General features: G+C 68.3%; 23 protein-coding genes and 2 pseudogenes. 11 read left to right on the top strand and 14 right to left on the bottom strand.

The window, feature by feature from the left end; genetic code table 11:
- From ACFYY7_RS40115 to istB, 5 genes are all read right to left on the bottom strand, one after another.
- Positions 1-3639 (bottom strand): SAV_2336 N-terminal domain-related protein (locus tag ACFYY7_RS40115; RefSeq protein WP_388669701.1); only part of this gene is annotated, 3639 nt, incomplete at its 3' end.
- Between the two features lie 8 nt (positions 3640-3647).
- Entirely contained in the window at positions 3648-4664 is a 1017-nt protein-coding gene (locus ACFYY7_RS40110) for an AAA family ATPase (protein WP_356091177.1), read from the bottom strand.
- Between the two features lie 60 nt (positions 4665-4724).
- Complete coding sequence (locus ACFYY7_RS40105; RefSeq protein WP_388669697.1) at positions 4725-6776, bottom strand: hypothetical protein; 2052 nt, start codon at positions 6774-6776, stop codon at positions 4725-4727.
- A 155-nt stretch (positions 6777-6931) separates the two neighbouring features.
- Complete coding sequence (locus ACFYY7_RS40100) at positions 6932-7339, bottom strand: CU044_2847 family protein (protein ID WP_388669694.1); 408 nt, start codon at positions 7337-7339, stop codon at positions 6932-6934.
- 267 nt (positions 7340-7606) lie between these two features.
- Positions 7607-8380 (bottom strand): IS21-like element helper ATPase IstB, encoded by a 774-nt coding sequence (gene istB / locus ACFYY7_RS40095; protein ID WP_376313896.1) that lies wholly within the window; start codon positions 8378-8380, stop codon positions 7607-7609.
- 58 nt (positions 8381-8438) lie between these two features.
- Here istB and ACFYY7_RS40090 point away from each other — a divergent pair, with 58 nt between their 5' ends.
- Positions 8439-8720: a hypothetical protein gene (locus ACFYY7_RS40090; RefSeq protein ID WP_376313956.1), complete on the top strand. Its 282-nt coding sequence runs from the start codon at positions 8439-8441 to the stop codon at positions 8718-8720.
- Positions 8721-8757: 37 nt separating this feature from the next.
- Here ACFYY7_RS40090 and istA read toward each other — a convergent pair whose 3' ends face one another.
- Positions 8758-10233, bottom strand: coding sequence for an IS21 family transposase (gene istA / locus ACFYY7_RS40085; protein WP_388669690.1), 1476 nt, complete (start codon positions 10231-10233; stop codon positions 8758-8760).
- A gap of 47 nt (positions 10234-10280) precedes the next feature.
- On the opposite strand from istA, the pseudogene ACFYY7_RS40080 reads away from it, so the two are divergent.
- Positions 10281-11054 (top strand): annotated as a pseudogene (locus tag ACFYY7_RS40080) (helicase associated domain-containing protein); the annotation flags it as partial.
- Between the two features lie 300 nt (positions 11055-11354).
- Here ACFYY7_RS40080 and ACFYY7_RS40075 read toward each other — a convergent pair.
- Positions 11355-11705, bottom strand: a complete 351-nt coding sequence (locus ACFYY7_RS40075; RefSeq protein WP_388669687.1) for a hypothetical protein — start codon at positions 11703-11705, stop codon at positions 11355-11357.
- Between the two features lie 152 nt (positions 11706-11857).
- Here ACFYY7_RS40075 and ACFYY7_RS40070 point away from each other — a divergent pair, with 152 nt between their 5' ends.
- From ACFYY7_RS40070 to ACFYY7_RS40060, 3 genes are all read left to right on the top strand, one after another.
- Positions 11858-12748: an RNA polymerase sigma factor gene (locus tag ACFYY7_RS40070; RefSeq protein WP_388669684.1), complete on the top strand. Its 891-nt coding sequence runs from the start codon at positions 11858-11860 to the stop codon at positions 12746-12748.
- A gap of 494 nt (positions 12749-13242) precedes the next feature.
- Complete coding sequence (locus ACFYY7_RS40065) at positions 13243-13683, top strand: SsgA family sporulation/cell division regulator (RefSeq protein WP_388669717.1); 441 nt, start codon at positions 13243-13245, stop codon at positions 13681-13683.
- A 515-nt stretch (positions 13684-14198) separates the two neighbouring features.
- Complete coding sequence (locus ACFYY7_RS40060; RefSeq protein WP_388669681.1) at positions 14199-15353, top strand: hypothetical protein; 1155 nt, start codon at positions 14199-14201, stop codon at positions 15351-15353.
- Between the two features lie 73 nt (positions 15354-15426).
- Here the strand turns inward: ACFYY7_RS40060 and ACFYY7_RS40055 are convergent, their stop codons facing one another.
- The 3 genes from ACFYY7_RS40055 to ACFYY7_RS40045 are packed head-to-tail and all read right to left on the bottom strand — an operon-like array spanning position 15427 to position 16573.
- Complete coding sequence (locus ACFYY7_RS40055) at positions 15427-15726, bottom strand: hypothetical protein (RefSeq protein WP_388669714.1); 300 nt, start codon at positions 15724-15726, stop codon at positions 15427-15429.
- Positions 15726-16193 carry a hypothetical protein gene (locus ACFYY7_RS40050; protein ID WP_388669678.1) on the bottom strand — a complete coding sequence of 156 codons (468 nt, stop codon included), beginning with the start codon at positions 16191-16193 and terminating at the stop codon, positions 15726-15728. The genes ACFYY7_RS40055 and ACFYY7_RS40050 overlap by 1 nt, the downstream gene beginning before the upstream one ends.
- On the bottom strand, positions 16190-16573 hold the full coding sequence (locus ACFYY7_RS40045) for a TIR domain-containing protein (RefSeq protein ID WP_388669675.1): 384 nt from the start codon (positions 16571-16573) through the stop codon (positions 16190-16192). The genes ACFYY7_RS40050 and ACFYY7_RS40045 overlap by 4 nt, the downstream gene beginning before the upstream one ends.
- A 161-nt stretch (positions 16574-16734) precedes the next feature.
- Here ACFYY7_RS40045 and ACFYY7_RS40040 point away from each other — a divergent pair, with 161 nt between their 5' ends.
- Positions 16735-16896, top strand: a complete 162-nt coding sequence (locus ACFYY7_RS40040) for a hypothetical protein (RefSeq protein WP_388669672.1) — start codon at positions 16735-16737, stop codon at positions 16894-16896.
- Between the two features lie 389 nt (positions 16897-17285).
- Here ACFYY7_RS40040 and ACFYY7_RS40035 read toward each other — a convergent pair whose 3' ends face one another.
- Positions 17286-17987, bottom strand: a complete 702-nt coding sequence (locus ACFYY7_RS40035) for an IS6 family transposase (protein ID WP_388669669.1) — start codon at positions 17985-17987, stop codon at positions 17286-17288.
- Positions 17988-18027: 40 nt separating this feature from the next.
- Here ACFYY7_RS40035 and ACFYY7_RS40030 point away from each other — a divergent pair, with 40 nt between their 5' ends.
- Both ACFYY7_RS40030 and ACFYY7_RS40025 read left to right on the top strand, forming a co-directional pair.
- Positions 18028-18369, top strand: a complete 342-nt coding sequence (locus ACFYY7_RS40030) for a plasmid mobilization relaxosome protein MobC (protein ID WP_388669666.1) — start codon at positions 18028-18030, stop codon at positions 18367-18369.
- Positions 18366-20076, top strand: a pseudogene (locus ACFYY7_RS40025) (relaxase/mobilization nuclease domain-containing protein). Before ACFYY7_RS40030 ends, ACFYY7_RS40025 begins: the two are co-directional and overlap by 4 nt.
- Positions 20077-20186: 110 nt before the next feature.
- On the opposite strand, the gene ACFYY7_RS40020 reads toward ACFYY7_RS40025, so the two are convergent.
- From ACFYY7_RS40020 to ACFYY7_RS40010, 3 genes are read right to left on the bottom strand one after another with little or no spacing between them, the layout of a single operon-like run.
- Positions 20187-21101: an FAD-dependent oxidoreductase gene (locus ACFYY7_RS40020; protein WP_388669663.1), complete on the bottom strand. Its 915-nt coding sequence runs from the start codon at positions 21099-21101 to the stop codon at positions 20187-20189.
- A 4-nt stretch (positions 21102-21105) separates the two neighbouring features.
- On the bottom strand, positions 21106-21675 hold the full coding sequence (locus tag ACFYY7_RS40015) for an isochorismatase family cysteine hydrolase (RefSeq protein ID WP_388669660.1): 570 nt from the start codon (positions 21673-21675) through the stop codon (positions 21106-21108).
- 25 nt (positions 21676-21700) lie between these two features.
- Positions 21701-22774 (bottom strand): helix-turn-helix domain-containing protein, encoded by a 1074-nt coding sequence (locus tag ACFYY7_RS40010; RefSeq protein WP_388669710.1) that lies wholly within the window; start codon positions 22772-22774, stop codon positions 21701-21703.
- Between the two features lie 275 nt (positions 22775-23049).
- On the opposite strand from ACFYY7_RS40010, the gene ACFYY7_RS40005 reads away from it, so the two are divergent.
- The 3 genes from ACFYY7_RS40005 to ACFYY7_RS39995 are packed head-to-tail and all read left to right on the top strand — an operon-like array spanning position 23050 to position 25967.
- A complete protein-coding gene (locus ACFYY7_RS40005; RefSeq protein ID WP_148839922.1) occupies positions 23050-23517 on the top strand; it encodes an NUDIX domain-containing protein in 468 nt (155 codons plus the stop codon).
- A gap of 3 nt (positions 23518-23520) precedes the next feature.
- Positions 23521-24168, top strand: a complete 648-nt coding sequence (locus tag ACFYY7_RS40000; RefSeq protein ID WP_388669657.1) for a hypothetical protein — start codon at positions 23521-23523, stop codon at positions 24166-24168.
- Positions 24165-25967, top strand: a complete 1803-nt coding sequence (locus ACFYY7_RS39995; protein WP_388669653.1) for a DUF4254 domain-containing protein — start codon at positions 24165-24167, stop codon at positions 25965-25967. The genes ACFYY7_RS40000 and ACFYY7_RS39995 overlap by 4 nt, the downstream gene beginning before the upstream one ends.
- The last annotated feature ends 6 nt before the right edge of the window (positions 25968-25973 follow it).

Here is a 25973-nt window from a genome sequence, read left to right as displayed (position 1 = left end):
TAGATTGCCCCGGGTCACCAGGGTGCTGGGATGCTCGTGCCCCAGCACCCGCCCCAGATCGGCCAACAAACCGGCAAAGGCCTCCACCGCCCCAGCCACATCCCCCGCCTCGCCCCGCCAGAAGGCAAGATTGCCCCGGGTCACCAGGGTGCTGGGATGCTCGTGCCCCAGCACCCGCCCCAGATCGGCCAACAAACCGGCAAAGGCCTCCACCGCCCCAGCCGCATCCCCTGCCCTTCCCCGCCAGAAGGCAAGATTGCCCCGGGTCACCAGGGTGCTGGGATGCTCGTGCCCCAGCACCCGCTCCTGGTCGGTCAGCAGACCGGCAAAGGCCTCCACCGCCCCGGCCACATCCCCCGCCCTTCCCCGACAGGAGGCGAGATCGTTCCGGACGCTCAGAGTATGGGGATGCTCGTGCCCCAGCACCCGCTCCTGGTCGGTCAGCAGACCGGCAAAGGCCTCCACCGCCCCGGCCGCATCCCCCGCCTCACCCCGCCAAAAAGCGAGACTCCCCCGGGCGCTGAGAGTGTCGGGATGATCAGGCCCCAACCGGTGGTGGGCAGTGGCCGCCAGGTGTTGGAAGTGGATGGCGGCAGCAGTGACCTGCCCGCTTTCGCCGAGGCTTGTGCCGGTGCGGTAGAGGACGGGATGGGCATCGGGATCCCACAAGGCGTCCTTAGCCTGGCTGATGAGGGCTTCGGCGTTGGCGCGCAGGGACCCGGCAAGAGCGGTGTCGCGCTCGACCTTGGGCCAGATATCGGTCAGGGCGTCGGCGGCGGCGCGGGTGAGCTGCTTGTGCTGGTCTGTCGACAGGGTGTCGCGGACAGTGCGTTGGATGAGGTTGTGGACGCGGACTGTCTGGTGTGGGGTGGGAGGGGTGTCGATCAGACTGAGCTGGTGCAGGCACCGCAGCGCGTCGGACGCGTCCTGCGCGCGCCGTGGTCGCTCGCTTCTGCTGGGTTTCTGGCCGGGGGTGCGGTGTTTGGTGAGGTAGTCCAGGGCCGCAGGTGCGGTCAGGACGGATGCCGGGATGCCGTTGGGGTCGAGTATGGAGGTCAGTTGCAGCATGGGGCTGGCCAAGCCCGCCGGGCGTAGGCGGTTGGCGCGTTCGATGGACAGGGACCAGGCTGCGGCGGTTGTGGTGGCGTGGGCGTCGGGAAGCGCGTCGGGCTCAGGCAGGACGTCCGTCAACGTCCGGGCGCGGTCGGTCAGCAGTTGCCGGTAGGTGGCGCAGTCGATGCCGGTGTCGATGAGGTAGGCGGCGGCCAGGGCCAGGGCCAGGGGCAGGTGCCCGAGGTCGGCGGCCAGGGCGGTGAGCTCATTGGCCGATTCGTGGCGGCGGTGGGGTGTCAGGGTGGTGGTCAGGTAGGTGGTGGCTTCGTCGGGGGTGAACAGGCCAACGGTGACCGATCGCCGGCCGGGACCGGAGAGGTTGGCGTCGCGTCGGCGGGTGGTGACAAGGGTTCGGCCCGAGGGGCTGGTGGGGGGCCACAGGCCCCGTAGGTCGGCCGGGTCGGCGAGGTCGTCCAGGACGACCAGCCACCGGCACCGATTCACACCGGGTTTGGGTTCGAGCCAGGCCAGGAATGTCTTCGCGGCCTGCTCCGGGTCCTGCGGGTCGGCGCCGAGGAGCTCAGTTCCGGCCTGTGCGTACCCGGCCACGATCACCGGGCGGGTACTGGCACTGATCCACACCAGCACGTCGACCCCGCGAGAGTCCCAGACGGCGCGGGCGAAATCGGCGGCGAGCTGGGTCTTGCCGCCCCCACCGGTTCCCGTCAGGACTTGGCACAGCACCGCCGTGCCCCCACCATCGACCGCCGCCCGCAATTGCTCGGCCTCGGCGCGGTGCTGGAAGGACTTCGCCCGAGGCGGGATCACACCTACCTGGTGCGGCAAGGACACTCGTTCCCGCGAGGCGGCCAGCTGCACGACCGACAGTTCGACGAAGCCCTCCGGAAGCTCCCGCAGTTCGTCTTGCAGACGTGGCGGATTCGGTTCCGGATCCGGGGTCTCAGACAGCGAGGCCCCGAGCCTGCGCTTGAGGGTGTCATCCAGCCAGCCGAACGGCCCGCGTGTTCCGGAGCTCACCCGCTCGCGGCCTTCGGGGTGGGGAAGCCAGGCCGGGAAGCCGACTGAGGAAGCCGTGAGTTCGGCGAGGTGTGCCGCGACCTCGCGCGTGGTGCGGACCAGATCGGCGGGTGGCACCGTGCCCAGCAGGACGCTCCGGGTCTCCTCCGTGAAGTCGAAGATCTTCTGGTGCGGGAGGTCCTCGGACACGTCGACGCCGTGCATCAGTCCGCCGAGGAAGACCTCCGCCAGGTGAGACGTGTCGACGGCCGGATCTACTGCGTGCTGGACGAGCCGCATCACGGGTACGGGCAGCGGCGCCACGGCCGCCAAGTGAGCCGCCAGGCGGTAGGCGTCCGGGGACGCGACGCCCCGGAACCGCAGCACGGCCTCTTCTGCGTCCCCGACCGTGTTCTGCCGACTGAAGGCCTGCTCGCCGGCGGTCGTGGTTGGGGAGTCGGGCTGGGTCAGCAGGGGAAGCACCGCGGTGTCTCCGGGGGAACCGATCAGTTGGGCCCACGTGCCGAGGGTGCTCCCGTCCGTGGCCAGCACCGGAACCGGCACCCCGTCGTACGGTGCCAGGTCGGGCGGCAGCACAAGGTCCTCGATATGCCAGGACCGGTTCGCCGCTCCTCTTCGCCGGGTCGTCACCCTCCACTTCACTGCGTCGATGCCCGAGCCCGCCCAAAGGCGCCGTGGGAGTGTGTGCACCACCGCCGTGGGCCCTGCCGACGCGGCGCGAAGGAGGGCCTTGTGCATCGCCCCGTCTCTCCACGCCCGGCCGACGCCGTCGCTCACGACGAGGAGCAGTGTGTTACCCGAGGGATCGAGCACCGTGGACATCGGCAGCGTCCCGTCCGGCTTGCCGTACGGGCGGCCGCTCAGCCGGGGACCGGTGGGACTTCGACTATCCAGGCCGTGGACGCGTACATGTCGGAATGCCCCGCAGCGCTCCAGCAGCCCACGGAGCTCTCCAGCGAGCCGCTGCCAGAGGAGCATCGAGACGCCGTCGTCGACGAGGACCGTCAGATCGAGCCATCTGGTCTGCGCGGGACGGAGCACTGCTTCCGGGAGGCCGGTCTCGGCCATGGCCGAGACCGTTGCGTTGACGTCGAGTTCAGTGCGCAGGGGGTCGGGACGTAGCTGCTTCAGCGGGCGAAGGGCCCGCCCGAGCCGGAGCTCCGCCCCTTCCAACGCCTTCATCCCGGGCGTGCGTACGGCCATCGCGGCCTGGTCGGAGTGTCCAGGCCACTGTTCCGGGGCGGCGGGGGCTGCATGGAGGCCATCCCCGTGCTCGGAATCGGATCCGGTCCCCGAATCCGTAGGAGAAGCTTTCCTCTGTCCATCCTCGTCCCCATCCTCGGGGGACGGCTCGACAGCGTGCCCAGCAGCGGCGCCAGCCGTACGATCGGCCGCCGAGGAAGGTGGCTCAACGGTGGCAGCGGCCCTCACCAACGCGGTGGCCGCTGCCGGAGGAAGCTGGGCTGCCAGCCACAGCACGTCGAGGAGCTCTTCGGCCTCGAGAAGCTCTCCGTCACTGGACAGGACGCTGCGAACCTTGTGCAACACGGTTCGGGTCACAGCGATCTGGCGAGGCGGTGCAGTACGGCGTCCAGTAGGCCGTCTGCGTCGAGTTCGACGCCTCCGCGACGCAGGAACACCGCGTTGAGCAGCTGGTCCGTCGCCAATTCACCGCGGGCTCTGCGGGAGAGGAAGGCGTGCATCAGGTCGTCGATATCGTCTGTGTCGGTGTCGCCCCCGGGATTCAGGTGGGCTGAGATGATGGCGCGCAGGCGGTTCTCGTCGGGTTCTGGAAGGTCGAGCCGTACGCACCGGCGCAGGAAGGCTGGCGGGAAGTCGCGCTCGCCGTTGCTGGTGATGACGACGACGGGGAACTCGGAGCAGCGCACGTGGCCGCGGACAACGTCCGTCCACTTGTCGGAGTCGGCAGTCATCACGCGCACTGTTGAGTGCTCCTCCGGAAGTCGGGCTAGCTCCGGGATCTCGAACTCGCCTTCCTCGAATACGTTGAGCAGGTCGTTTGGCAGGTCGACGTCACCCTTGTCCAGTTCGTCCACGAGGAGAACGCGCGGCAATTCCGACGCCACCAGTGCCGTGCCGAGTGGGCCGAGTCGCACGTACGAGCCGATGCCGGGCTCCGGTGTGGCGTCGTCGTCCCCGTGTGGTTCGCGTCTCATGTTCGTCTCGCGGAGCCTGCCGATCGCGTCGTAGCGGTACAGCGCATCCTGGAGGGTAGTGCGGCTGTTGACGGGCCAGTGCAGGACGCGGCCCAGAGATAGTTCATGGGCCACGGCGTACGCGAGGGACGACTTGCCAGTCCCCGGGTGACCCGTCACCAGCAGCGGCCGACGCAGCAGCAGCGCGGCGTTGACGACGTCAGCCTCTTGAGGGCCGATGAGGTACGGTCGGTCGCGCTGGGAGCCGTCCGTATCAGTGCCGCCGAACCGTCGCCAGGGTGGGGCTTTAGGGAAGGCGATGCTCCTGACCTGGCGGTCGCCCTTGAAGAGCCGCCAGTCGGCATCTCGTCCTTCCTCGGCCGTGTCGTGCTGTCCCTGAGGTTCCTGGGCCGTCATCGGTTCTCCACTCTGTTTCCGTGATTCTGTGGGCGGTCGTACGGCGTCGTGGCCGCTGTTTCACGAGGGATCCGCCAATTGCAGTGGGCCGGGCAGCGACAGGTCGCCTTCGTCCCACACAAGGGTCGGTCTCACGGCTGAGGAGGGTGCCTCGGAGGCATACAGGATTGTTCTGAAGTCCTGAAGTCGTTCCGGGAGTTTGTGCAGGGGTCCGGTGGGATCGAGGTCGCTCAGGCGAGTGGCGTCCTCGTGTGATGCGGCAGCCCGGTCCCACAGCACAACAGGTACGCCCATGGCCAGGCACACGGGGAGGAGCCGATGCCTCTGTTCTGGCGGGCCGTGCAGCACGACCCGAACCGTGTCGTAGTGCGGCTTCTGCAGGAGTTCGTACAGACGCTGCGGGTTAACGGACGGCTCGTCGACCACGAGAGTTCTGGCGTCCCCAGCCGCCCATCGTCGCCGCATCTCGCTGGCGGCCGTGGAGATGCGGCTGGTTAGCTCGGGGCAGCGAAGGGCCACGCGGTACTGGCTGCCGAGAGGCAGGCTGAGCTTGCCGAGGTCGGGAAAGACATCTCCGAGTTCGCTTCCCGCCTGCCAGCTGTCGACGGGGATTTCCAGCCCGTCGCCGCCGACGACCACATCCACCTGGGTCGGCGGAAGGCCGCATCCCACATGGCTGTCGTCCGCAGCCCGACGTACCAGCCGTCCTATCTCATCCGGCAGCAGGGGGCTTGGCGGGGTGGTCACGGCCGTCCGCGTACCATCCCGGTGACTCAGCCAGATCTCGCAGAGGAAATGCTCCGGGCTGCCGGTTCCCGCCCGGGTCAGGCGGACGACGATCCGAGTGATGGGTGGCGGCCGGTGGGACGCCCATGCCTTCGCATCCGCACGCCGCTCCCTCAATGCCGAGGGGCTGATCCCCAGGCGCCCGGCGACGCGATCGCACCAGGTGTGCAGGACTGCGCGGCACTCCAGGTCGGTCACCGCTGCCGCCACAAACTCCGCCAGCCTGAGCAGTGCCGGGACGGGCAGGAAGTCCCCCGCGCCGCCGCGCCCGTCCGGGAAGTCCTCAAGCCTCAGCACGATGTCTTCAACGTCTGTCTTCGTCAGCCGTGAAGCCTGCATCAACGTCTCTGGGAGCTCCATGAACCGCAGTGCTTCCCGCGCGGCACGTGAGATCAGGTCCGGTTCCGCCGCGACTACCGTGAGCAGTGCCCGGGTCAGCTGCTGGTGCTCGCTGACGGACAGGAGCCGGATTGCGCCCTCAAGACGCCCCATTGCCAGCAGGCCGCTCAGCGTCCGGCGATCGCCAGTGTGGTTCTCAACTGCGGGTGCCAGTGACTCCGTCAGCGTGGCCAGCGCTCGCTCCTCGGTCAACAGCAGCGCAGCGAGCTCCTCCAGGGTGGGCGCCGGCCCCTCGCAGTCGGGCGGCGGTTCCCATCCAATGCCGACCGCGAGGTACCGGCAGTGGTCAGTGCGCCTCACAGGATCGTCCAGAAGAGCCCGCAGCAGCGGCACGATGGCTTGTACGAATGTCTCGCCAGACCCGGTTCGGGTGGATCCGCCTGGATCGGCGACCTCGCACTCGGCAAGGACGTCGTCTGCGCCCGCACGGGTCAGCTGTTCCCGTACTGTCTGCCAGGGCACGGCCCAGCCGCGTCGGACGGTGTCCTGCGACCGCAACGGTCCCGTATCCGGCATCACCTGAGCGATGACCAGTCCGGCAACGGTGCGGTCGGACCTCACCCACAGAGGACCACCGCTGTATCCAGGTCCGATGGCGGCACCGGTGAGACTACCGTCGAGGTAGCAGCAGCCGTCGTCCTGGTAGCCGGCCACGGCGTCGGCGTAGGTAATGGCGACGCCGCCGCCGTGCCAGGCCCGGAGCTCCAATCCCTCGGACATCTCTCGCCACACCACGGGCGTGGCCCACTCGGGGGCGGTCTCCTCCAGGTCGAGGACTGCAAGGTCGCCGTCCCACACGATGCTGCTTGGCCGCAGCTGAGGCGGCAGCCACACGGACAGACGGGCCGTGCCGCGCCGAGTAATCGCCCCCGAGCTGCGGAAGGCAATACTCAGGGGCTGCTCGGGCGCCGGGCGCTGAGAGCTCATCAGCGTTCGTCCTAGCGCGTCATTGACAACGTGGGCGCATGTCAGAAGCCGGTTCGGCGAAAGGAGTACGGCGGCGCCCGCCGCCTTAAAGTCGCTCTCACGCAGCAGCGCGGCATGGATGACCGGGGCTGCCGGCTGGCGGAACCAACCCATTACTACGCCTGGGAGGCGTCGTCGGTGCCTTGGTTCTGCCAGGTGGCGCTGACGGTCATGGTCGCCTTGCCGTTCGCTCCGACGATCCCGATCTTGAGGTCTTGGCCGATCTGGATGCCGAACTCGACCTTCAGCTCCTGTGGCGGGTGCTCAGTGCTGGTGACTGCGGAATGGACCTCTTCGAGAAGCGGTCCAAGGGGGCGGAGTGTGGTGCGCAGGAGGTCCTGGGCGAGCGCTGCGGCACGTCCTCCGCGGGCGACCGGCGTAGCCGTACCGAAGCCCTCCGGAAGATCTGCCGCTTCCGCGGAGTCCGCAGGGGCGGGCGCAAGTGTGGGTGCCGTTTCTCCGACGTCGGCGAGTTCAACACGTAACGCGGCGCCAGCGAAGTCGAGTTCGAGGTATTCGGGCATGCACCACATTGTGCCCGAGAACATGCCGTCAGCGCGCTCACTCTTGCGGGGGATGACCATACTCACCCAGCAATCTGGTTCGGAGATGCGTGAGCAGTAGCGGCAGATCTGGCCGACGGTAGCTCGGAAGGATTACGTCGGTGGGGGCAGGTCTACCTGCGGGGTGTCAACGGTCATTGAGATGCCCAGGTGGGTGGCCGTTCGAGGCCCAGGCTGGTGGCCATCAGAAAGCCAGGCGTGTGGCCGCGGGTGTTCCCGGGGTGAGGGTCAGTTCAAGGGGACTACTCCCTTCCCGGCGAGGGCCTCGGCGAGGCGATGCGAGTCACCGGTGGTGGTCACGAGGTGAGCGTGATGCATGAGGCGGTCGGTGCTCGCGCCCGCGAGAGTCTTCGGCATGATCGTGTCGAAGCCCGAAGGGTGAATGTTGCTGGTCACCGCGATGGACCTGCGTTCGTAGGCTGCGTCGATGATCCGGTAGAACGCCTCAGCAGCGTCTTCCCCGACGGGCAGCAGGCCGATGTCGTCGATGACGATGAGGTCCGCGCGGCAGATCCGGGCAACGGTCCGTGCGGTGGACCCGTCGACCTTCGATTTGCCGATCGCGGCGCTCAGCGTCTCCAGGGTGAACCAGGACACCCGCAGGTCCTTCTCGATCGCGGCTTGGGCCAGGCCCTCGGTGAAGTGGCTCTTGCCCGTCCCCGACGGGCCGGCGATCACCAAATTCTCGGCGCGGCCGATCCACTCCAGGGTGATCAGGGAGTTCTGGGTGGGTTCGGGGATGGTGGAGTCCTCGGCCCGCCAGGAGCCCAGAGTCTTGCCAGTGGGGAAGTTCGCCGAGTGCCGGCGAAGACGCCGGGTGGCCGCGTCGCGGCCGGTGACCTCCTCGGCTATCAGCAGCCGCAACACCTCGGCGGGGTCCCAGCGTTGGGCACGGGCGGTGGCCAGGACGTCCGGGGCTGCTTTGCGCATATAGGGCAGGCGCATGCGGCGCATGAGCTTGTCGAGCTCCTCCGGCAGAGCCGGGGCCTGGGGAAACGTCATGGTTGCAAATTCCTTCGTCGTTCTGGTTCGGCGCCGATAGGCTCGACGGGTGATCGATATGCAGGTGCGTGGTGACAGCGGCGACGTCATAGCCCGGGCCGAGGGCGGGTTGCAGTGGACTTCCGTTTTCGGTGATCTGAATCCGAGCCTGTTCCCGATGCTCTGGGGCCTGATTCCCTATGGGGACGCGGTCTTCAACCATCGGCAGGTGTCGCTGCTGCTAACGGAACTCGACCAGCTCCCGGCCGCTTGCGGCGGTGACTGGGTCGGGCAGGCCCGCAAGTTGTGCCAGGTCGTCGAGCAGGGGTCACACCGATATCTCTGGTTTGTCGGCGACTGACCGCAGAGGTGTGCGTCAACTTCCTTGAAGTCGTCACCTACTGGCCCAGGGCTTGCCAGCCGATGGTTCCGTTCTGGACGGAGTGGGCCTCGTCCGCGCGGACGACCTCGCCGACGGGCTTGCTGTCCGCGATGTGTCCCAGGATCGAGAGCAGGTCCTCGTCAGCGAAGCGCCCGGCCGTGGCTGCCAGACCGAGGGCCTGATCGACTTTGTCGTTGCCCAAGACGGTGGCCAGCTCGACCGCGCGGGCCATCTTGGCGCGGATACGGACCGCGCCGGCGGGTCCGGCCTCCTTGAGCCAGCGCCCCGCCCCGGGGCCGATGCCCACGAACGCGATCTCCGCCTCCGAGCGCGGCTGCAGCCTCGGCTGGAGGACGCTGCGGCCTTCGGGATGGTCGGGGTAGTGGGCGTCGATGATCTGCGGAACACCCGGGGTGGACAGCTTGTGGCGCCAAATCTCCGAGAGATCGCCGGAGTCGGTGCGGGCGGTGATGGACAGTTCGTCGCCGACCACCCGGCACCACACCCTCGCGCCGGTATAGCCCGGCGGGGTCGAGTAGCGCACCGAGTTGAAGCTGATGGTGCGGTCTGAGCCGACCAGTCTCTCCTCGCCCAGCGCGAGCGCGAGCGGTTCGATGGGCAGGACATGCAGCGTGGTGCGTTCGACGTCCAGACGGTCGGCGGGTATCTGCCCGGTCGCCCGGTGACGGCGCGAGTTCACCGCATCGCACCAGGTCAGGCAGGCATCGGCGAGCTCGGCGAAGGTGTCGTAGGCGGCCAGCAGGTTCGCGCTGGTGGGCACCAGGTCGGCCTTCGCGATACGGACCGTGGCCTCCGCACCGCCCTTCGATTCGGGGTCGTAGGGCACGCAACTGACCACCTGGCAGCCGTAATGCCGGCCCGCGGCGACCATCTGCGGATGACGTACCGGGATCCCGGCGATGTGCTCGACGGTGACCGTCTTCGCATTGTCGGTCAGCACATACGTTGGCGCCCCGCCGATCCGCCGGAGCGTGGTGTCCAGGCAGGCCACCAAAGTGCTCGACGTGCAGTCCCAGACCGGGATCACCACCCGAAACCGCGACCAGGACAGCCAAGCGCAGAACAGCCAGGTCCGCCGGCCGCCGATCCGCGGCCCCTCGCCCCAGTCGAACTGCAGCCACCGGCCCGGCTCGGGAATCCACGGCCGGTACGTCCGGCGCTTGCCCGCCTTCCACGCGCCCTTCGCCGCGTTCACCGCCCGTCTCGTCGAGCGCGCGCTGCCCCGGTAGCCCATCTTCACGAGCTTGTCGTGGACCACATCGGCGCGGATCGTCGCCTTCGATTGCTCGACCCACTCCTCGACCTTCTCCAGGAACGCATCGATCATCTTCGGCCGTGGCTCTCGCTCGTAAGGATTGCGCCCGCCGTTGCGGGCCTCGACATACCGCTTGACCGTCTTCGGGTTGTGCCCCGTCAAGGTCGCCGCCGACCAGACCGTCCCGGTCAGGTCGTACGCCTCAAGGATTTCCATAATCTCCGTGTCAGACTTCGTCACAGGACCTCTCCGGCCGGTAGCTGATGCGTGCAAACACCAGCAAACGGGCGGAGGGGTCTCCTCCAGTTAAGGAAGTGATCAGGAACACCACTGGTCAGACGGCCATCCACCTGGAATTCCGGTGGCCATCAGCCTGGACTCGGCTGGCCGCACATCTGGACTTTGCCACGACCGCTGTCAGGGCGGGAGGTTCTGGCCCGGTTGTGCGGGGTCGGGCAGGAGGTTCTGGGGCAGGCGTTGCCGTCCTGGGGAGGGGAGGATGCCAAGTTCCCCGCCGGGGAGGGCGGGGAGCCGTTGGCGGTGTGGCGTGCCGGGGGTGCGGTGGTGGGGCCGGTCGCGTTCGGGTGCCGTCTGTGTACGGCCCGGCGTACGGGGGCGCAGGTGCGGGTAATGCGGTACGCGGCGCGGTGGGAGCGGGTGTGTGTCCGGCCTTTGTTCGCCCATGCCGTCAGGGCGGCGGCCCTCGTGTGCTCGAATCGCCGTTTCACCGGCTCGGTTTCGGGCGGCGGCGGTCCGGTGATAGGACCGGCGGCGGCTGCGGGTGCCAGGCCATGACACTCGTTCTCCGTGCGAAGAAGCCCGGGAGTGAGGCGCAGGCGGCGTTCCTGTGGGGCCTGGCAGCCCTGGCGCAGTGGGTTGAACGGAAAGGCGCGGACCGGCCGGTGCCGCGCAGCACGGTCGTGGAGATCGTGGTCGACGGCGAGGTGGAGCCGGTGCCGGTGAAGCTGGGCGTGTGGCTGTCGAACACCAAGACCCGGCGCGACAAGCTCACCGCGGAGCAGCGCGCCGCCCTCGCCGCGCTGGGCATGGACTGGGAGGGCACGGTGCTGGCCGTCGAAGCTGCCCCGGAACCGCCCGCCCCCAGCCCGCGCCGTCGGCGGATCCGAAATCGTGGGCGGTGCGGGAGCACCACGAGGAGTGCGACAAGGTTCTGTACGAGGGCGGGAACTGCACCTGCTGGTCCATCAAGCGGTTCGGGCCGCCCTCCGAGCGGGAGAGCTACTGGGACAACCTCTGACCGGCTCCCGCGCGGTGACGTACGAGACCCCGAGCCTGCTGAGGGCCTGAGGTCTGCGGGCCCGGGTACTTGAGGCCGGTCATCTGTTCTTCCTGGCTGTCTGGCTGGGGTGTTGCTCGGGGTCTTGAGCTGTCGGCAGATCCATCTGCGAACGGGGGCCGGCGAGCGTGATGGGATCGGAGGCGGGAGAGGGTTCGGTTTCTTGGCCTTGTCCCTTATGCGTGGCGTCGATGTCCAGGAGGCTGTGGGCTGGCTCGTCTTCGGCTGTCCGTGAGTCCAGGTCATGAGCCACGGCCCGTTTCAGTTCCTGCCATGCCCTCGCCAGTGGCATGCATGCCTGGATGAGACGGGTGAGTGCCTTTGGCAGATGTTCAAGCGCGGCGATAACGGCCAGCAACGTGGCAACGGCTGTGACGAGTGTTTGGGTCATGGTGTTGTCGTAGGGGGTGGGTGGGGTGTCGTCTCACGCAAGCATCGGTGATACGCCCGTACGGATGTTTTATTCGTTTCGGCGTTAGCTGGGTGGCATCTCTCCCCCTAGGACCTTTCCGACATCGCCCCGGCTGGCGTACGAGGAGAGGTATGCAGGACGATCCGCTCGACGAGTCTCCGTCGAGAACATCTGGAGGGCTGCCGATGGCCCCTGCCGCGACTGATGACTCCGGCCGGCTACCGCTCTTCCAGGTGCAGGTCGACGAGGACGAGGCTGCTCTTCGTGAGGCGGCGCGGCAGGCCGTCGCGAACGACATGGCGGTGGCCGACGAGGACGCGGCTGTCTACGAGAGCCTGGCGGCTGCCGAGTTCAGTGGCATGGCCTGGGATCTCTTCGCGACCGCCCTCACCGAGTACGCCTACCCGATCTTGATGAGCTGGCTCTACACGGGACAGATCTTCACTGCGTGCGCGGAGCACGGGCGCCCCGTACGACGGCGCACCGAGCAGGATGTGGAGGTGCTGCGTACCGACCGCGATGAGCGGGAGGAGTTGGTCTGTGAGGCGATCGCCCGGGGATTGCGGATGTTCCGGAAGCACGCGCTGGTCGAGGGCGGCTGGCGTCCGGATGGTGGCAGTGCGCTGAAGCCCTACTTCGTCGGCGCCGTCGTCAGGGAGTTCGGCGGCGTTTTCAGCCGCTGGGCGTCGGAGCGTGCTCGCCGTCCCCCGTGCGTCCCGGACGGCCAGGAGGAGTTGGAGGCCCTTCCTGCGCTGTCCGGTGTCAGTCCGGAGTCTCAGGCCATCGGGCATGACGTTGTCCAGCGGTTGCTCGCCCAGGTCAAGGACGATGCCACCAGGACGGCGCTGTTCTTGTCGATGAGGGACTACACCAGGCAGGAGATCGGCGAGCACCTCCATATGTCGGCGGCGGCCGTGTCGATGCGGCTGTCCCGTCTACGCAAGAACCCGCCGCGGCAGCAGGGCGGCCCACCGGAGGAGTCTGGTTCCGCGGCAACGCGAAACGGGAGGGAGGACGCGTGAAGCGAGAGGAACTCACCAGCGATGGCGTCGCACAGGCCATCGTGAGAATTCAGCAGGCCGCGCAGGGTTCTGCATCCGGCCGGTTCCGCACGTGCCTGCAGGAGCTGACAGATCTGCAGGAGTGCCTTACCCGGGGCGAGACCCCCGACCTGGGCCGCTACCCAGAGGGCCTCGCCGCCCTGGACTTCGTGGCTCAGCTCGAGCGGTCCTCGCTCGGCACGCCGGCTGCAAAGGGCTTGCGCGCACGGACCGGTGCCGAGACGATGCGCCGCATCGCCCGGCACCGGCAGGAACTGGACGCCGAGGAAACGAAGGCCCAGCCCGGAGACGAGCACGCTGCGGACGCGGCGTCCGGTGACCTGCCGCGGTTCCGCTCCCGGGTGCGCACGTATCTGGAAAAGCGGCTCAAGCACCAGCATGGGGAGGAGTCAGCCAGGGCTGCCGGGGCGCGGACCGATGCGGACTGGTCGGTCCGGACAGACCGCGAGGCGAAGATCCCGGAGGTGACCTGCACGGTTCAGTTTGGTCTGGTGGTCTCCGATGCTTCACCGCTCCCCCTGCCTGCCGAGCTCCGGTACCGGCCGACAGATCCATACGCGATCGAGGCGACCTTCCACACGGGACTCGACGAGCACGTGTCCTGGGTTTTCGCCCGGGAGACCGTCGCTGCCGGGCTCCGTACTCATGCCGGGGCCGGGGACGTGAAAATCTGGCCGCGCAACGGTTCCAGCGCAGAGACCATCTGCATCTCTCTCGGATCTCCCGAAGGGATGGCTGTGCTGGAGGTGCCCAGAGCCGCTCTGCAGACCTTCCTTCGCCGGACCAACGACCTCGTCCTGCCCGGCACAGAGTGGCAGCACGTCGATATCGACGGGGCGTTCGATCTGACCACGCTCCAGGTCAAGGAGGATCAGCGGCAGACAAGAACCGATTAGCGAACTCGGAGCGGCCCGCAATCATCAAGTAGCCCGCGTAAACGTCGCCGTCTGACAGCAAGCAACTGCCGTTGCCGGACGGCGACGTGGTACCCGGTATCCAGGGTGCGGCGGGCAGTCAGGTCGATCGGGCCGGTGCTCGCGGCGCTGGGCGTGAACCGGGGAAAATCGGCCAGTCTCCTTCCTCGGGCATCGCCGTCACCGCGGCGGCACAGCAGCGGGGCCGGACGGGCATCCAGTTCTTTCGCCGCAGTCCAGGGGGTGACACGGCTCGGGTGTTGCAGCAGACATCCGAGGGCCGGCCTGCCGCCGGCCCTCACTCCAGAGACTCCTCAGGATCAGGTAGCTATACCCGAGCTCAGGTCGTGCGTGTGGACGCCCCCTTGTTGAAGCTCTGGTTGGGACACCAGGATTGGCGGATGGGACATAGTGACAGCGCCGGGCCAGCTCCTTCTGCGGGCTTATACACATCGAGAAGAGCCCGACGTGAGCACCTGAAGGGGTTTCTCGCCTCCATGGTGTTCTACTGGTCGGCTATGGCGGGACTTGTGTCCCTGGTGGGGTGGCTGCAGACCGGCGAGGACTTCTGGGGTCGTGGTGTTGTCGGCCTGGTGATGGTTTTTTTGGCCATGCGTATGCTCCCGTTGCGCCGTCGGCTTGCGAGTGGGGCCCTCAGGCGCGTCACGCCGCCGCTGGAGACCAGCGATTCACTCGAAGACCGTTGCTTTGTGCTGTACTTGCGGAACTTTCGGGTGGACGCAGAACTCGCCGAGATTGAGTATCTGGCTACGCAGCCACGATGGAATTACTGGCTTGGTGAGTTTTTCGGCTACGCCAACCGCATCGCGCATCAGGTTTCGCGTGAGTATCGAATTGTTCGGCTTGTTAGGCGGTTCGGTCTCGTGGTCGCAGTAGGTAACCTACAGGACGATGATCCGTTTCCCTCCGGAGCTGTGCGCTATCCGCTCCCGCATCATAGCTGGAAGTCGATCGTCGCCCGGGATATGCGGCGTGCGAGGCTAGTCCTGATGATGGCTGGCCTAGGAGACCAAAGCGGTTCGGCTGAAAGTACCCTCTGGGAGTACGCACAAGCGGTACGCAGCCTTCCGCCGGAACGCTTCCTGCTGCTGGTATGCGGTGATGAGGAGCACTACGAGCGCTTCCGCTCCGCCGCCGACTCGTATCTCGGAGATGCACGAAATAGGCGAAGCGGCAGGAAGATGCCGATTCCGCAACTTCCCAACTACCCAGCCCTGCACTGGCCTGACAGGCTAGGAGAACTGCCGGCGCTGCGCGGTATCGTTTCATTCGGCCAGGACTGGACGGGGCACTTCACTCGGTTCGACCCTACAAAGACCTCCGCCGCAACCCGAATCGGGCAGCGACGTGAGACGGAGCGGGATCAGATCAACCCTTTGATGGACAAGGTGGAAGAACGGCTGCCTGGGACAGCCGTGAGAGGGATCGGCCGCGCTCCACGCGATAAATTCGATCTAGCATTGGTGAATTCGATCACGTACGGATTATACTTCCATGCGGTAGAGCTCGTTTCCCAGAAAATTCTCGTTGCGGTCATCGGGCTCGCAACCCTTGTCGGCACGATGCTGGAAATGAAGACCGCTGCAGAAGACGCCGCGCCCGTGAAGATCGATTTTCCTCTCGATAGGTAGCCTTCATCGGGAAGGCAACGAGGGCCCCGGGCGGGGGTATCAGGTTGCGCATCGACTTCTGTGAGTGGATTGTCTACGAGCGAGGGCCATCTGCCACAAGGCAGGCTGCCGCCCGGATGGCCACGGTGTACGGAGTGTCAGCCGCACGCATCTCCGGGGCGAGATCGCGGAACGGGACCAGAGCGTCGTGGGTGCTGTCCACCGACTGCATCCAGGCTGACCAGGCATCGTGGACATCTTCGTCGGTGACCTGCTCCCCCTTTGCCTTCAGCAGCACGGCATAGATGCGGAACAGATCGTCAGAGTCCGCAGGTGGCTCGGCGTCCGGGGGAAGACAGGAACGGATCAGATCGGCGAGGGAATCAAGATACATCACACAGTCAGTCTGCCAACGAACAGCAGCAGGTGGGCTGCGACGAACACCACAGGGATGGTCCGTTCAGAGGCACCCAGTTCGGCGTACCGCTCGCGCCAGGCTGGGATGGGGTCACGCTTCAGCTCCTTCCATTCGTCAGCGAAGATCTTGACGGGGAGGCGCTCCTCCAGTTTGTTGATAACCTTGAACTTCGCTGTGTTGAGGTCGCGGTAGCTGCGCAGTTGCATCCACCAGGTGGCAGAGAGGGTGAAGCCGGCCAGGAACACGGCCAGTGACACCCACCAGGGGGACTCGGAGAGCCTCGGGAAGCCGAAGCTGACCAAAGCGATGAAGGTCGTCTGCACCGACAGGAAAAAGGCGTTCGCCGTTCCACGGCGGGCGGAGACCCGGTCGGCCATCTCAACGGCAAGCTTGTAGAGGTCCAGTACTTCCGCCCGTCGCTCCGGCTCGGGAGCGCCCGTCACCGATCCCCGCCAACCAGAGCCTTAAGGTTCTCCCACGTCCACTTGTAGATCTTGTCCGTGGACTTCGCAGTGGTTGGCTTCTTGCCGGTCCTGCCCTTGTAGCCGTTGAGCAGGAAATAGTCGACCTGCTCATCCTGCGCGATCCTGAGCTCGATGCCCACACCGACGGCCTTGTCGGTGTGGTCGCCGCAGAGGACGATAACAAGGTCCGAACGCCTGATCCTGGCACGGGCCTTGTCCTTCCAGTCCGGCGACGCCTCCTTGATCGACCAGTCGTGGATCTCGAACGGCGAGTCCGGGTTCTTGGCCTGCCCGATCAGGAAGTCCTTGAGGATCTTGTCGTAGTCGTAGTCGAAACTGACGAACACGCGCTTCGCCATTCCGTTTCCCCTTTACTGCAAATGGATGTACTTTCCCGCATCGTAGAGGGAGCCACTGACAGTCGACGGCGGAATATTCAGATTGAGGTACAGTCCGCTGAGGCTGCGTGCCCGCGCTCTGCCGGGAGCGCAGCCGCCCCAGGGTAGGTGACGGCGCGAGTGTGACTGCTCTGGTGCGGGAGTTGTGCTCATGCCCAGCGCATCCCGACCTGGAGTTCCCCGCCCCAGTCGGCAAGCACAGTGCCGCGTTCCTCTACCGCGTCGGTGGCCTCAAGAAGTGGGCCCGCAACCGGCCCCGCGCCAATACCACCGACCTCGACTGACAGTCGCCCCGGCGGGCGCAAGGAGGAGCATCTGCTCGACAACCGCCTCCAGGTGCCCGCTGCCGATGCGAAGGGCATCGCCGTCGCGGTGTGGGTGAACACTCTGCCCGGCCCCAGCGCGGTGAGTCCTGGTACGAGACCGGTGTCGACAACCCGGACCGGCGCCGTCGGCGCTGCCCCGAACCCGCCGTGCGCGACGCCGGGGCAAGCCCCTCGCGCGACAGGCTTGCCCCGGGCCCGGCGGCCCGGCTTTACGAGGGCGGCGGCCGCGGTCTCGAGGACGGCGCGCTGCTGCGGGTCGATGGGCACGTCGGGCGCTGTCACGTTGTTGAGGGTGTGAATGCCTGACGGTGTGTCGGGTGTGGTGGGGCCGGGTTCCGGCTGGGTGCTCAGGCCGCGGCAGGCGGGCCGGCGACGCCGGTGACCTGGTCCCAGATGGCGAAGCGGGTGGTCATCTCGGTGCGGTAGTGGGCGGCGGTCATCCGGTGGCGGCGTGGTCGGAAGTGGGGTGAGATGCCGCTGAACGCGGCCAGGAACTGCTGGGCTCGGCCGACGCTACGGAAGCCTTTGCCCTTGTGGGAGCGGTGTTCGACGGAGGGCATGACCTCGCGGTGGGCCGCGCCGTAGGAACGGAGCTTGTCGGTGACCACCACCCGCGGCACCGAGCAGGTCGTCTTCAGCAGGCGGCGGAAGAAGCGCCAGGCCGCGGCCTTGTCCCGCCGATTCTGGAGAAGGATGTCGAGCACGTTGCCGTCGGCGTCGACGGCCCGCCACAGGTACTTCAGCTCGCCGTTGATCTTGATGAAGACCTCGTCCAGGTGCCATTTGTCCCCGTGCCGGGGCCGCTTCCGGCGCAGGCCATTGGCGTAGGCCTGCCCGAACTTCGCGCACCAGCGCCGGACGGTCTCGTGGGAGACGATCACGCCGCGCTCGAGCATCAGCTCCTCGACCTCGCGGAAGCTGAGCGGGAAGCGGAAGTACAGCCACACGCAGTGGGAGATGACCCCCACCGGGTACCGGTGCCCCTTGTACGACGGCGGCGCGGACGACACGAGCGGACTCCTCCCCGGCACGATCAACTCCAAGATCATCCCAGATCGGTCAGCCAACGTGACAACGCCCAGTTGCCGCATGAACGACGCCGAGTACAAGCGCTTCACCGACGCAGCAGCTACGTGCCAGATGACCAACGCCGCTTTCCTCGCCTACGCCGTCGACAAGGCCGCCCGCGACCTGACCCGCACCGCCGCCGAGATCGCCACCGAACGGGAAGTCCTCAACGAGGTGTTCGCCGCCCGCCGACACCTGGGCCGCATCCACGGGCTGTTCAACCAGGTCGCCAAAGCCCTTAACTCCGGTGCCGACGCACCCCACCTGGACGCCACCGCCCAGGCCGTCCTGAGCGCGGCCCGCCGGATGGAGGATGCCGCCGATGCCCTGCTCGCCCACCGGGACGGCGGTGCCCCGGCGTGATCCCCCGCATCCACAAGCGCGGCAGCGAGACGATCGGCCTGATCCGCTACCTGTACGGTCCCGGCACCCACGAAGAGCACACCGACCCGCACCTGGTGGCGGCTTTCGACCCACTCACTCCCGACCCCGGCCGCGACCCGCAGGTCACCTACGGGCAGCTTCAGCGGCTGCTCGACCAGCCCGTCAACGCCCTGCCCGCCGGCCGACGCTCCAAGAAGCACGTGTGGCACCTGTCCGTACGTGCCAGCCCCGAAGACCCGGTGCTGTCCGACGACGACTGGGCAGCCGTCGCCCGCCGCATGGTCGCTGCCACCGGCATCGCCCCCGACGGCGACGATGCCGCCTGCCGGTGGGCGGCCGTCCGGCACGCCGACGACCACATCCACATCATCGCCACCCTGGTTCGCGACGACGGCCGACGGCCCCGCCTGCACAACGAAGCCCGCCGCGCCCAGAACGAGGCCCGCCTCATCGAAGCGGACTACGGCCTGCGCCGGATCACACCCGGCGATGGCACTGCCGCCAAGCGGCCCACCAGCGCCGAGCGCCACAAGGCCGAACGCCGCGGTCGGCAGCGCGCCCCGCGCGAGGAGCTGCGGGAGGCGGTCCGTCGCTCGGTGGCCGGTGCGGCGGGCGAGGAGGAGTTCTTCGACCGCCTCGGCGCGGCCGGCCTGCTCGTCCGGCGCCGTATCGCGCCGTCGGGCGACACTCTCGGCTACACCGTCGCCCTCCCCGGCGACCGCAACGGCAGGGGCGATCCGGTCTTCTACTCCGGCTCCAAGCTCGCCCCGGACCTCTCCCTGCCCCGCATCCGCGAACGCTGGACTCAGAACCCGGACGACCCCACCCAGCAGCCTGCCTTGCCGTCGGTGACCGGGCCCGCGTCCGCACGTCGGCGCACCACCAGCGCCACCTGGCGGGCGTTGCTCGTCATCGACCACGGTGACGACGGCGTCATCGCCGCGCAGATCGCCGCCACCGGCGAAGTCCTCGACGCCCTCGCCCAGACCTCCGCTGCCCATACCCGCCGCGAACTCCAGGCAGCAGCCACCGCGTTCGAACGCGCCTCCCGTTCCCACGTCCGCGCCGTACGCGGCCACGACCACGACCTGCGCCGAGCCGCCCGCGGCCTCGTCCATAGCGGCCCGGCCCTCGGCCGAGGTGAAGACGGCGCCACCACCGCGATGGTCATCGACATGCTGGTCTTCCTGATCACTGCCGCCGCGCACTGGCACGCCAGGAAACAGCACGCCCAGCAGGCCGAAGCCGCCCGCCGAGCCGCCGCGCACCTTCGCGCCGCCTACCCGGCCGCCGCCGGCCACCCCATGGCCCTGCTCCACCAGCAGGGCAGCCGTCTGGCCCCCTCCTGGCAACGCCACCACCGCACGCCACGCCCTGCCCGAACTGGCCGGCCGCATCCTCGCCGAACCCGGCTGGCCCGCCCTCGCAGCCACCCTCCACGAAGCCCGAACCACCGGCCACAACCCCACCACCCTGCTCACCCAGGCAGCTGCCCTACGAGAACTGGACACGGCGGAACGCGTGAGCGACGTGCTCGTGTGGCGGCTGCGGCGGATGGCCGACCTCCCCGCTGATCCCCAGAATTCCCAGGACCGGCGCGCCAGCGGCGCCCTCGCCGTCTCCGCGCCAGGACACCCCGCCCACATCGGAACCAGGCCCGCGAACGGTTCCCCGCGACAGCGCTGAACCGTAAAACCGAGCGGTACCGCTTGTCGCTGCTTCGCCATCATGGGCGGATGACGCGCAGCGATGCCGATCTGAACGCTCTCCTTCGCCGCCGTACCGCACTGCCGTGGTCAGCCCTTGGCAGGCAGCTCCCGAGCCGCGTAGTAAGCGTGTAGTGCGGCCTCGCTTCCGGAGCCCAGGGCGGTCATGATCCGTTGGAAGCGGGCGGAGCGGAGGTCGCCGGCCACGATGACGCGGGAATGCTGGTCGGTGGGCGGGCAGTATCCGTCCGGGCCACGGGTCAGGTCTCCGGGTGGGGCGGTGGGCGCGTTTCCGATGCTGAGGTAGGCGGCATCCGCCGTGGTCGTCTGCCGTGCACCGTTCTGGCCCACCGCTTCCGCTGACACCGAGGCGCCTTCTCCGCGGTTCAGCGTCAGGTGCTCAACGGGGAGGAGCGTGACGCGGGGGTCTTCTCGGATCTCCTCGATCTTGTACGCGTCGGCGGCCGGGTACGCCACAAGCAGGCGGGTGTCGGTGGTCGGGTTGGCGCGCAGGAAGGTGCCGATCGGGCGGTCGCCGCCGAGGACGAGGAGGGTGCGGCCTTCCGCGACATCCGCCTCGGCCTGCCAGAGCGGGGGCAAGGTCAGGCCGTCGGGGGCGGTGATCCAGGCGGCGTCGGAGGGCTGGAGGGGGCCGACGCCGGTGGCGACGATGACGTACGGGGCGGTGAGGCGGGTGCCGGTGTTGACCATGGCGGTCACCTGGTCGTCGTCGGCGTGGAGTGCGGTGACGTGTCTGCCGAGTTCGAGACGGCACAGCTCCGTGCTCTTCAGTTCCGCGACGATGGAGTCGGCGAGCTCGGGGCCGCTGGTGTAGCCGCCGAGAACGTTGTTCAGGGCCGGGATCCTGTAGAGGTTGCGGCACAGCCGGTCCGGCTCGATCAGGTTCGAGCGCATGCCGACACTGGCGGCCATACGAGCGGCGGCGCAGCCGGCCGGACCGCCGCCGATGATGATCAGGTCGGTGTCGTACAGCGTGTCGGCCATGGGGCTATTCCAACACCGGGGCCCCGGCGTGCGCAGTGAGTTTTCCGATCACGTGGTTGGTGGTGACGAGTTGGCCGGTTCCGATCAGGCGGCGGGCGACGAGGAGGCCGGCGTCGTGGACGTCGAGTCCGGCGTCGCTGGCGCAGGCGTTAGTGACGATCCAGGGCGCGTAACCGTGTTCGAAGGCGTCGGCGGCGGACTTCAGGACGCAGCTCTCGGTGGCGATCCCGCAGAAGACGAGGTCGGTCCAGCCTGCCCGGCGGATCAGTTCGGCAGCCTCCGGGGTGAGGAGCGTGTATCCGGTTTTGTCGACGACCGCGTGTGCGTGGGCGGCAGCCTCGGCGAGCTCGGGGACGATGTCGGTCTCGGGCGCTTTCTGGAGCCGGTGCCACTGGAAGAAGCGCTCGTAGGGGCTGTCCGGATAGTTGAAGTACCGGGTGAAGATCACGGGGCGGCCGGCGGCGGACCACTGGGCGACCAGGTTGGAGACCGCGGGCACGGCGTGGCGACTGTGGTGGTTCACGAAGCCGTTCTGCATGTCGATCACGACCAGCGCGGCGCTGCCGATGTCCATCCGGTATCTCTCCTGCCCAGGGTTCTCAGCCGACGCTCTCGCGCAGAGCGTCCTGTGCGGCGCGCAGCCGTTCGGCCAGTCCGCTGGTCTTCATGATGGCCTCCCGCATGAGGACGTGCTGCGCGGTCTCCTGGGCGCGGGCGGTGGTGAGCCGGGAGGAGGCGGCGCGCAGGAAGCGCCAGCCGTACTGCTCGGGCATGGAGGGGTCCTGGCCGTCCTCGATCATCTGCTGGACCTGGCGGGTGAAGCACCACAGGGCCTGGACGGTCAGCTCGCAGGCGACCAGCTCGGCAGTGGTGAGGCCGCGCTCACGGGAGTGGGAGGCGTAGGCGACGCCGGACCAGCCGGCGTAGCCGGTGGAGACTCCCCGTACGCCGAAGGACACGATGTCCGGGTGGTCGAAGCCGGTGGCGAGGAGCGATGCCTCGACCATGCCGTCCAGGGGCGCGGGCCCGCCCGGGGCTCCGCGGTCGACCAGGACCGAGGGTGTGGAAAGCAGGCGCAGGGCGGTGTCGTAGGCGTCTCCGGTCCAGGGTGCGGAGGTGAGCCAGTACAGGGAGAGGACGTACTCGGGATTGGGGATGCGGTCGTGGTCCTCGTCCAGGAGGTCGCGGAGCTTGTTCCGTGCCCAGGGCAGGTCGGAGGCGTACGAGCGGTAGCGCCAGACGGCGAGGTCGGTGAGTGCGGGAGGCTCGTGCGGTTGGACGAGGTGGAAGACGGCGGCTCCGCACGCGAAGACGTGCAGAACGCAGTCCTGCGCTTCGGGGTGGTCCACGCGGGCCGAGGAGCACTCCAGCCACTGGTCGTCCGCGCTCGGCGTCATGTGCGCGCGGAGCCGGCCAGCGCGCTCGACGCCGATGAAAACCGGCAGGAACTTGTGGGAGTCGACTCCGATCCGGTCTGTGACGGGTGGAGCAGCGCCGTTCGTTCCCAGGGCTGCTGCGAACCGGGCCTTCACGTCGTCCGACGCGCGGGCTAGTGCGGTGTCGAGGACGGCTTGAGATTCACCACGAGGCTGGTAACTCGCCCCGCCGCCTTCCCAGTTCGATACGGTCCGGTCGCTCACACCCAGGTAGGCGGCGAAGTCCCGCAGGCTCATGCGCAGGGCGTCGCGTAACAGCCGGGCTTCCCGGCCGGACCATCGCTGCACCGTGACCACCGTCGTACCCCCTGTCCGTCACCCGGTGGAACGCCGAAACGCCCAGCGTAGCCAGCCGTGTTCAGCAGCGCTGCGGCATTGCTGCAGCACGTCTACGTCACACCCCGTCACCGACCTGCACCATGCTGAGTTCACCGAGCCGGGGAAGTGCCGACCGCGACCAGGCGGCCCTCCGCCCGTTCTCTCCGGTACCACCACCTGAAGGAGCAAACGGCATGACCGACATCGTCAAGCGCAACGCCCGCGCCATCCTCCTCGACGGCGACGAGCTGATCCTGATCAAGCGCACCAAGCCCGGGAGGGAACCGTACTGGGTGTCGGTCGGCGGAGGGGTCGAGGAGGATGACGCGACCATCGAGGCGGCCCTGCACCGGGAGGTGTTCGAGGAGCTGGGCGGCAAGCTGGAGCGGGCCGAGCTCGTCCACCTGATCACCGACGAACTGGAGGGCGGCGTCGGCGTGCAGCACATCTTCGCCGCGCGCCTGGAGTCGATGGACCTGGCCGCGCGTACGGGGACGGAGTTCTCCAAGCCGGAGCGGGGCGGGTACGAGGTGGTCCGCGTGCCGTTCACCGCCGAGGCCGTCCGCGAGCTGAACCTGATGCCGCCGCAGCTCGCCGACTTCATCGCAGCGAACACGGACGCGATCGTCTCCGTCCTCGACACCCCGATCCGCGAGGCGTGAGCAATGGCGCAGGTCCCGGACTTCGTCAGCCTCAACGGCCCTGACAACGTGGGCAAGACGACCCACCTGGTGCGGCTGGCCGGGCGCTGGGACGGCTTCCAGCCGCTGGGGTCGGTCCACGAGCACGACCCCGAGCCGTGGGCGCGGGTGGCGGCCGGCGACTACGCCCGGTGGTGGTTCGAGACGTCCACGACCGTCGAGCTGACTGAAATGCTGCTCGTCGGCCATGCCAAGCGGGTCGCCGCCCGCGAGGCCGAGCGCACGGGGCTGCTGGACCGGGGCCTACCCATGCTTCTCGCCGTGGCCACCGCGACGTGCGTGGTCAAGGACGGGCTGACAGTCGGCGAGGCGTTCAAGACCGTGGCGGGCATCGCCGGTTCGCGGGCCATCGCACCGGAGACCGCGATCCTCCTGCTGCCGTCACTCGACGCCGAACGCAGCTACGCCATCACCAGCACCCGCGAAGGTCGCCCCTGGACCGGGGTGTACCCGGCCTATCAGAAGACGCTGCACGCGGTCCTGCTCCACCAGGTCGACCACGACACATACACCGCGGTCGTGGACTGCGAGGGCCGCTCGCTGGACGACGTCCACGCCGACGTACTCGGCCATGTCGGCCTTCCACGACTCACCGACGGGAGTCCCCGATGACCCAGAACTCCCCGCCCCTGGTCCTGCCACCTGGTCTGTCACGGGCCATAGCCACGCTCCAGGACAAGGACCGGCATCGCCTGGACGACACCGTCACCCGGCTCCACACCGTCAACGGACGCCTGTGGAACGCCGAGGACCGGGTGCGTGGCGCCTTACTCTCTGCCGCCCAGGTCGCCGACTGCAAGCGGGAGATCGACCAGCTCAACGCCGAACGCAACGCGCTCGCCGAGCGGGCCGACGAGGTCCTCGGCTCGCTGGCGGACGCGGGCCGCGCCGACGCGCCGCTGCACACCGAGACGCTCGCCTCCGTCGTCGACCGCTTGTCGGTCCTGACGCTGCGGATCTGGCACAGCGAGCGGGCGGCGGCCCGGGACGAGCTGACCCGCCGGCGCGTCCCCGCCCTCCACGGCCAGCGGGAGGAGCTGTGCGCCGCCCTCGACTCGCTGGTCGCCGATGTCGTGGCCGGCCGCCGTCGGCTTCCCGTACCAGCCCGCTTCAAGCTGTACGGCCGGAACGACGCCGCCCCGACGGAGGTCAAGCCGACCCGGCACCTACGCCGGGTCCTCGCCTTCGGTGGGCTGAGCGAGTGCGGTAAAAGCACCAGTGCCGAGTTCGTCCAGCGCACGTGCGGCGCCCAGCGTCTCAAGATCGGCTTCCTGCTGCAGCAGGCGGCCCACCGGGAGGGCCTCGCGGACCCGTACGCGCTGTCGGCCCGTCGGCAGGCCGAACTGCTGCTCGGCGAGCTGAACCGCTTCGCGGACGCTCACGTCGACATGCGGCTGTTCACTATCGAGTCCGTCCACGACGACGCGTCGATCGCCGAGCTCAAGCAGCTCATGGGCGACACGCTCCAGATCGTCTATCTGGATGCCTCCTTCGCCGTACGTGTCGAGCGGTCCGGGACGTCGGCCCAGGCCGTCGCCGCGAAGGACGAGATCAAGATGAGTCGTGGCGCCCACCAGGTCGCCGCGCTCGCCGACCACATCATCGACAACACCGGCAGCATCGCCGCCCTTCGCGCCCGCCTCCGGCGCATCGCCGCCCCGCCCGTCACTGCGACGCTGCGCGTGGCCACCCCGTACGGGTTGGGCCTGCCGGCCGCCGTCGCCTCGGCGACGGCCGACTTCACGGATGCGGTACGGGCATACGGCCCCGGCGTCCGGCTCGTCGCCCTGACCGGCAGCCCCGGCGAGGGCAGCTGGATCGCCGGCTGGTCCGACCTAGACCTCCTCGTGATCGCCGAACACGAGGACATCGGGCGAGTCCACGAGGCCCTGGAGCAGTACCGGACCACCTTGGGCAGTGCGGGCTCCCTCGGCCCCACCCTCATCACCCCTGGCGAACTGACCGCACGGCGCCTCACCCCGCGCCTGGCGTTCGTCCTCCACCAGCTCCAGCAGGGCAGCCCCGTCCTGCACAGCGCGCCCGGCCTCGAACTGCCGACAATCGGCCGAGACGAGCTCGCGTTCGCCGCCGTCCGCGAACTCCCGCAGGTCATGCTGACCATGCGCCGCCTGTGCGCCGACGCGGAGCCGACCACCCTGCGACAGCTCTACAAGCACCTCGTGCTCGCCTGCCGCCTCCTCCTGCGCGAGCACAACCAATGGGAGTCCGGTCCCGACCGGATCCTCGCCGCAGCCTCCCGCATGCCGGGCCTGCCCGCCGTGTCGGTGCCCTCCCTGGCCGAGATCGCCAGTGCCTGGCGCGACGGCGACACCGAGCTCGTCATCAAGCCCGCCGTCACCACGGCAGTCGATCAGCTTCTCACCTGGTACGCCGCACAGCTCGCCGCCTGAACGGCC

It is taken from the genome of Streptomyces sp. NPDC001933, assembly GCF_042890955.1.
Lineage (GTDB): Bacteria > Actinomycetota > Actinomycetes > Streptomycetales > Streptomycetaceae > Streptomyces.
The sequence above is the reverse complement of the archived record's forward strand: the minus strand, read 5'-3'. Positions and strand labels throughout refer to the sequence as shown.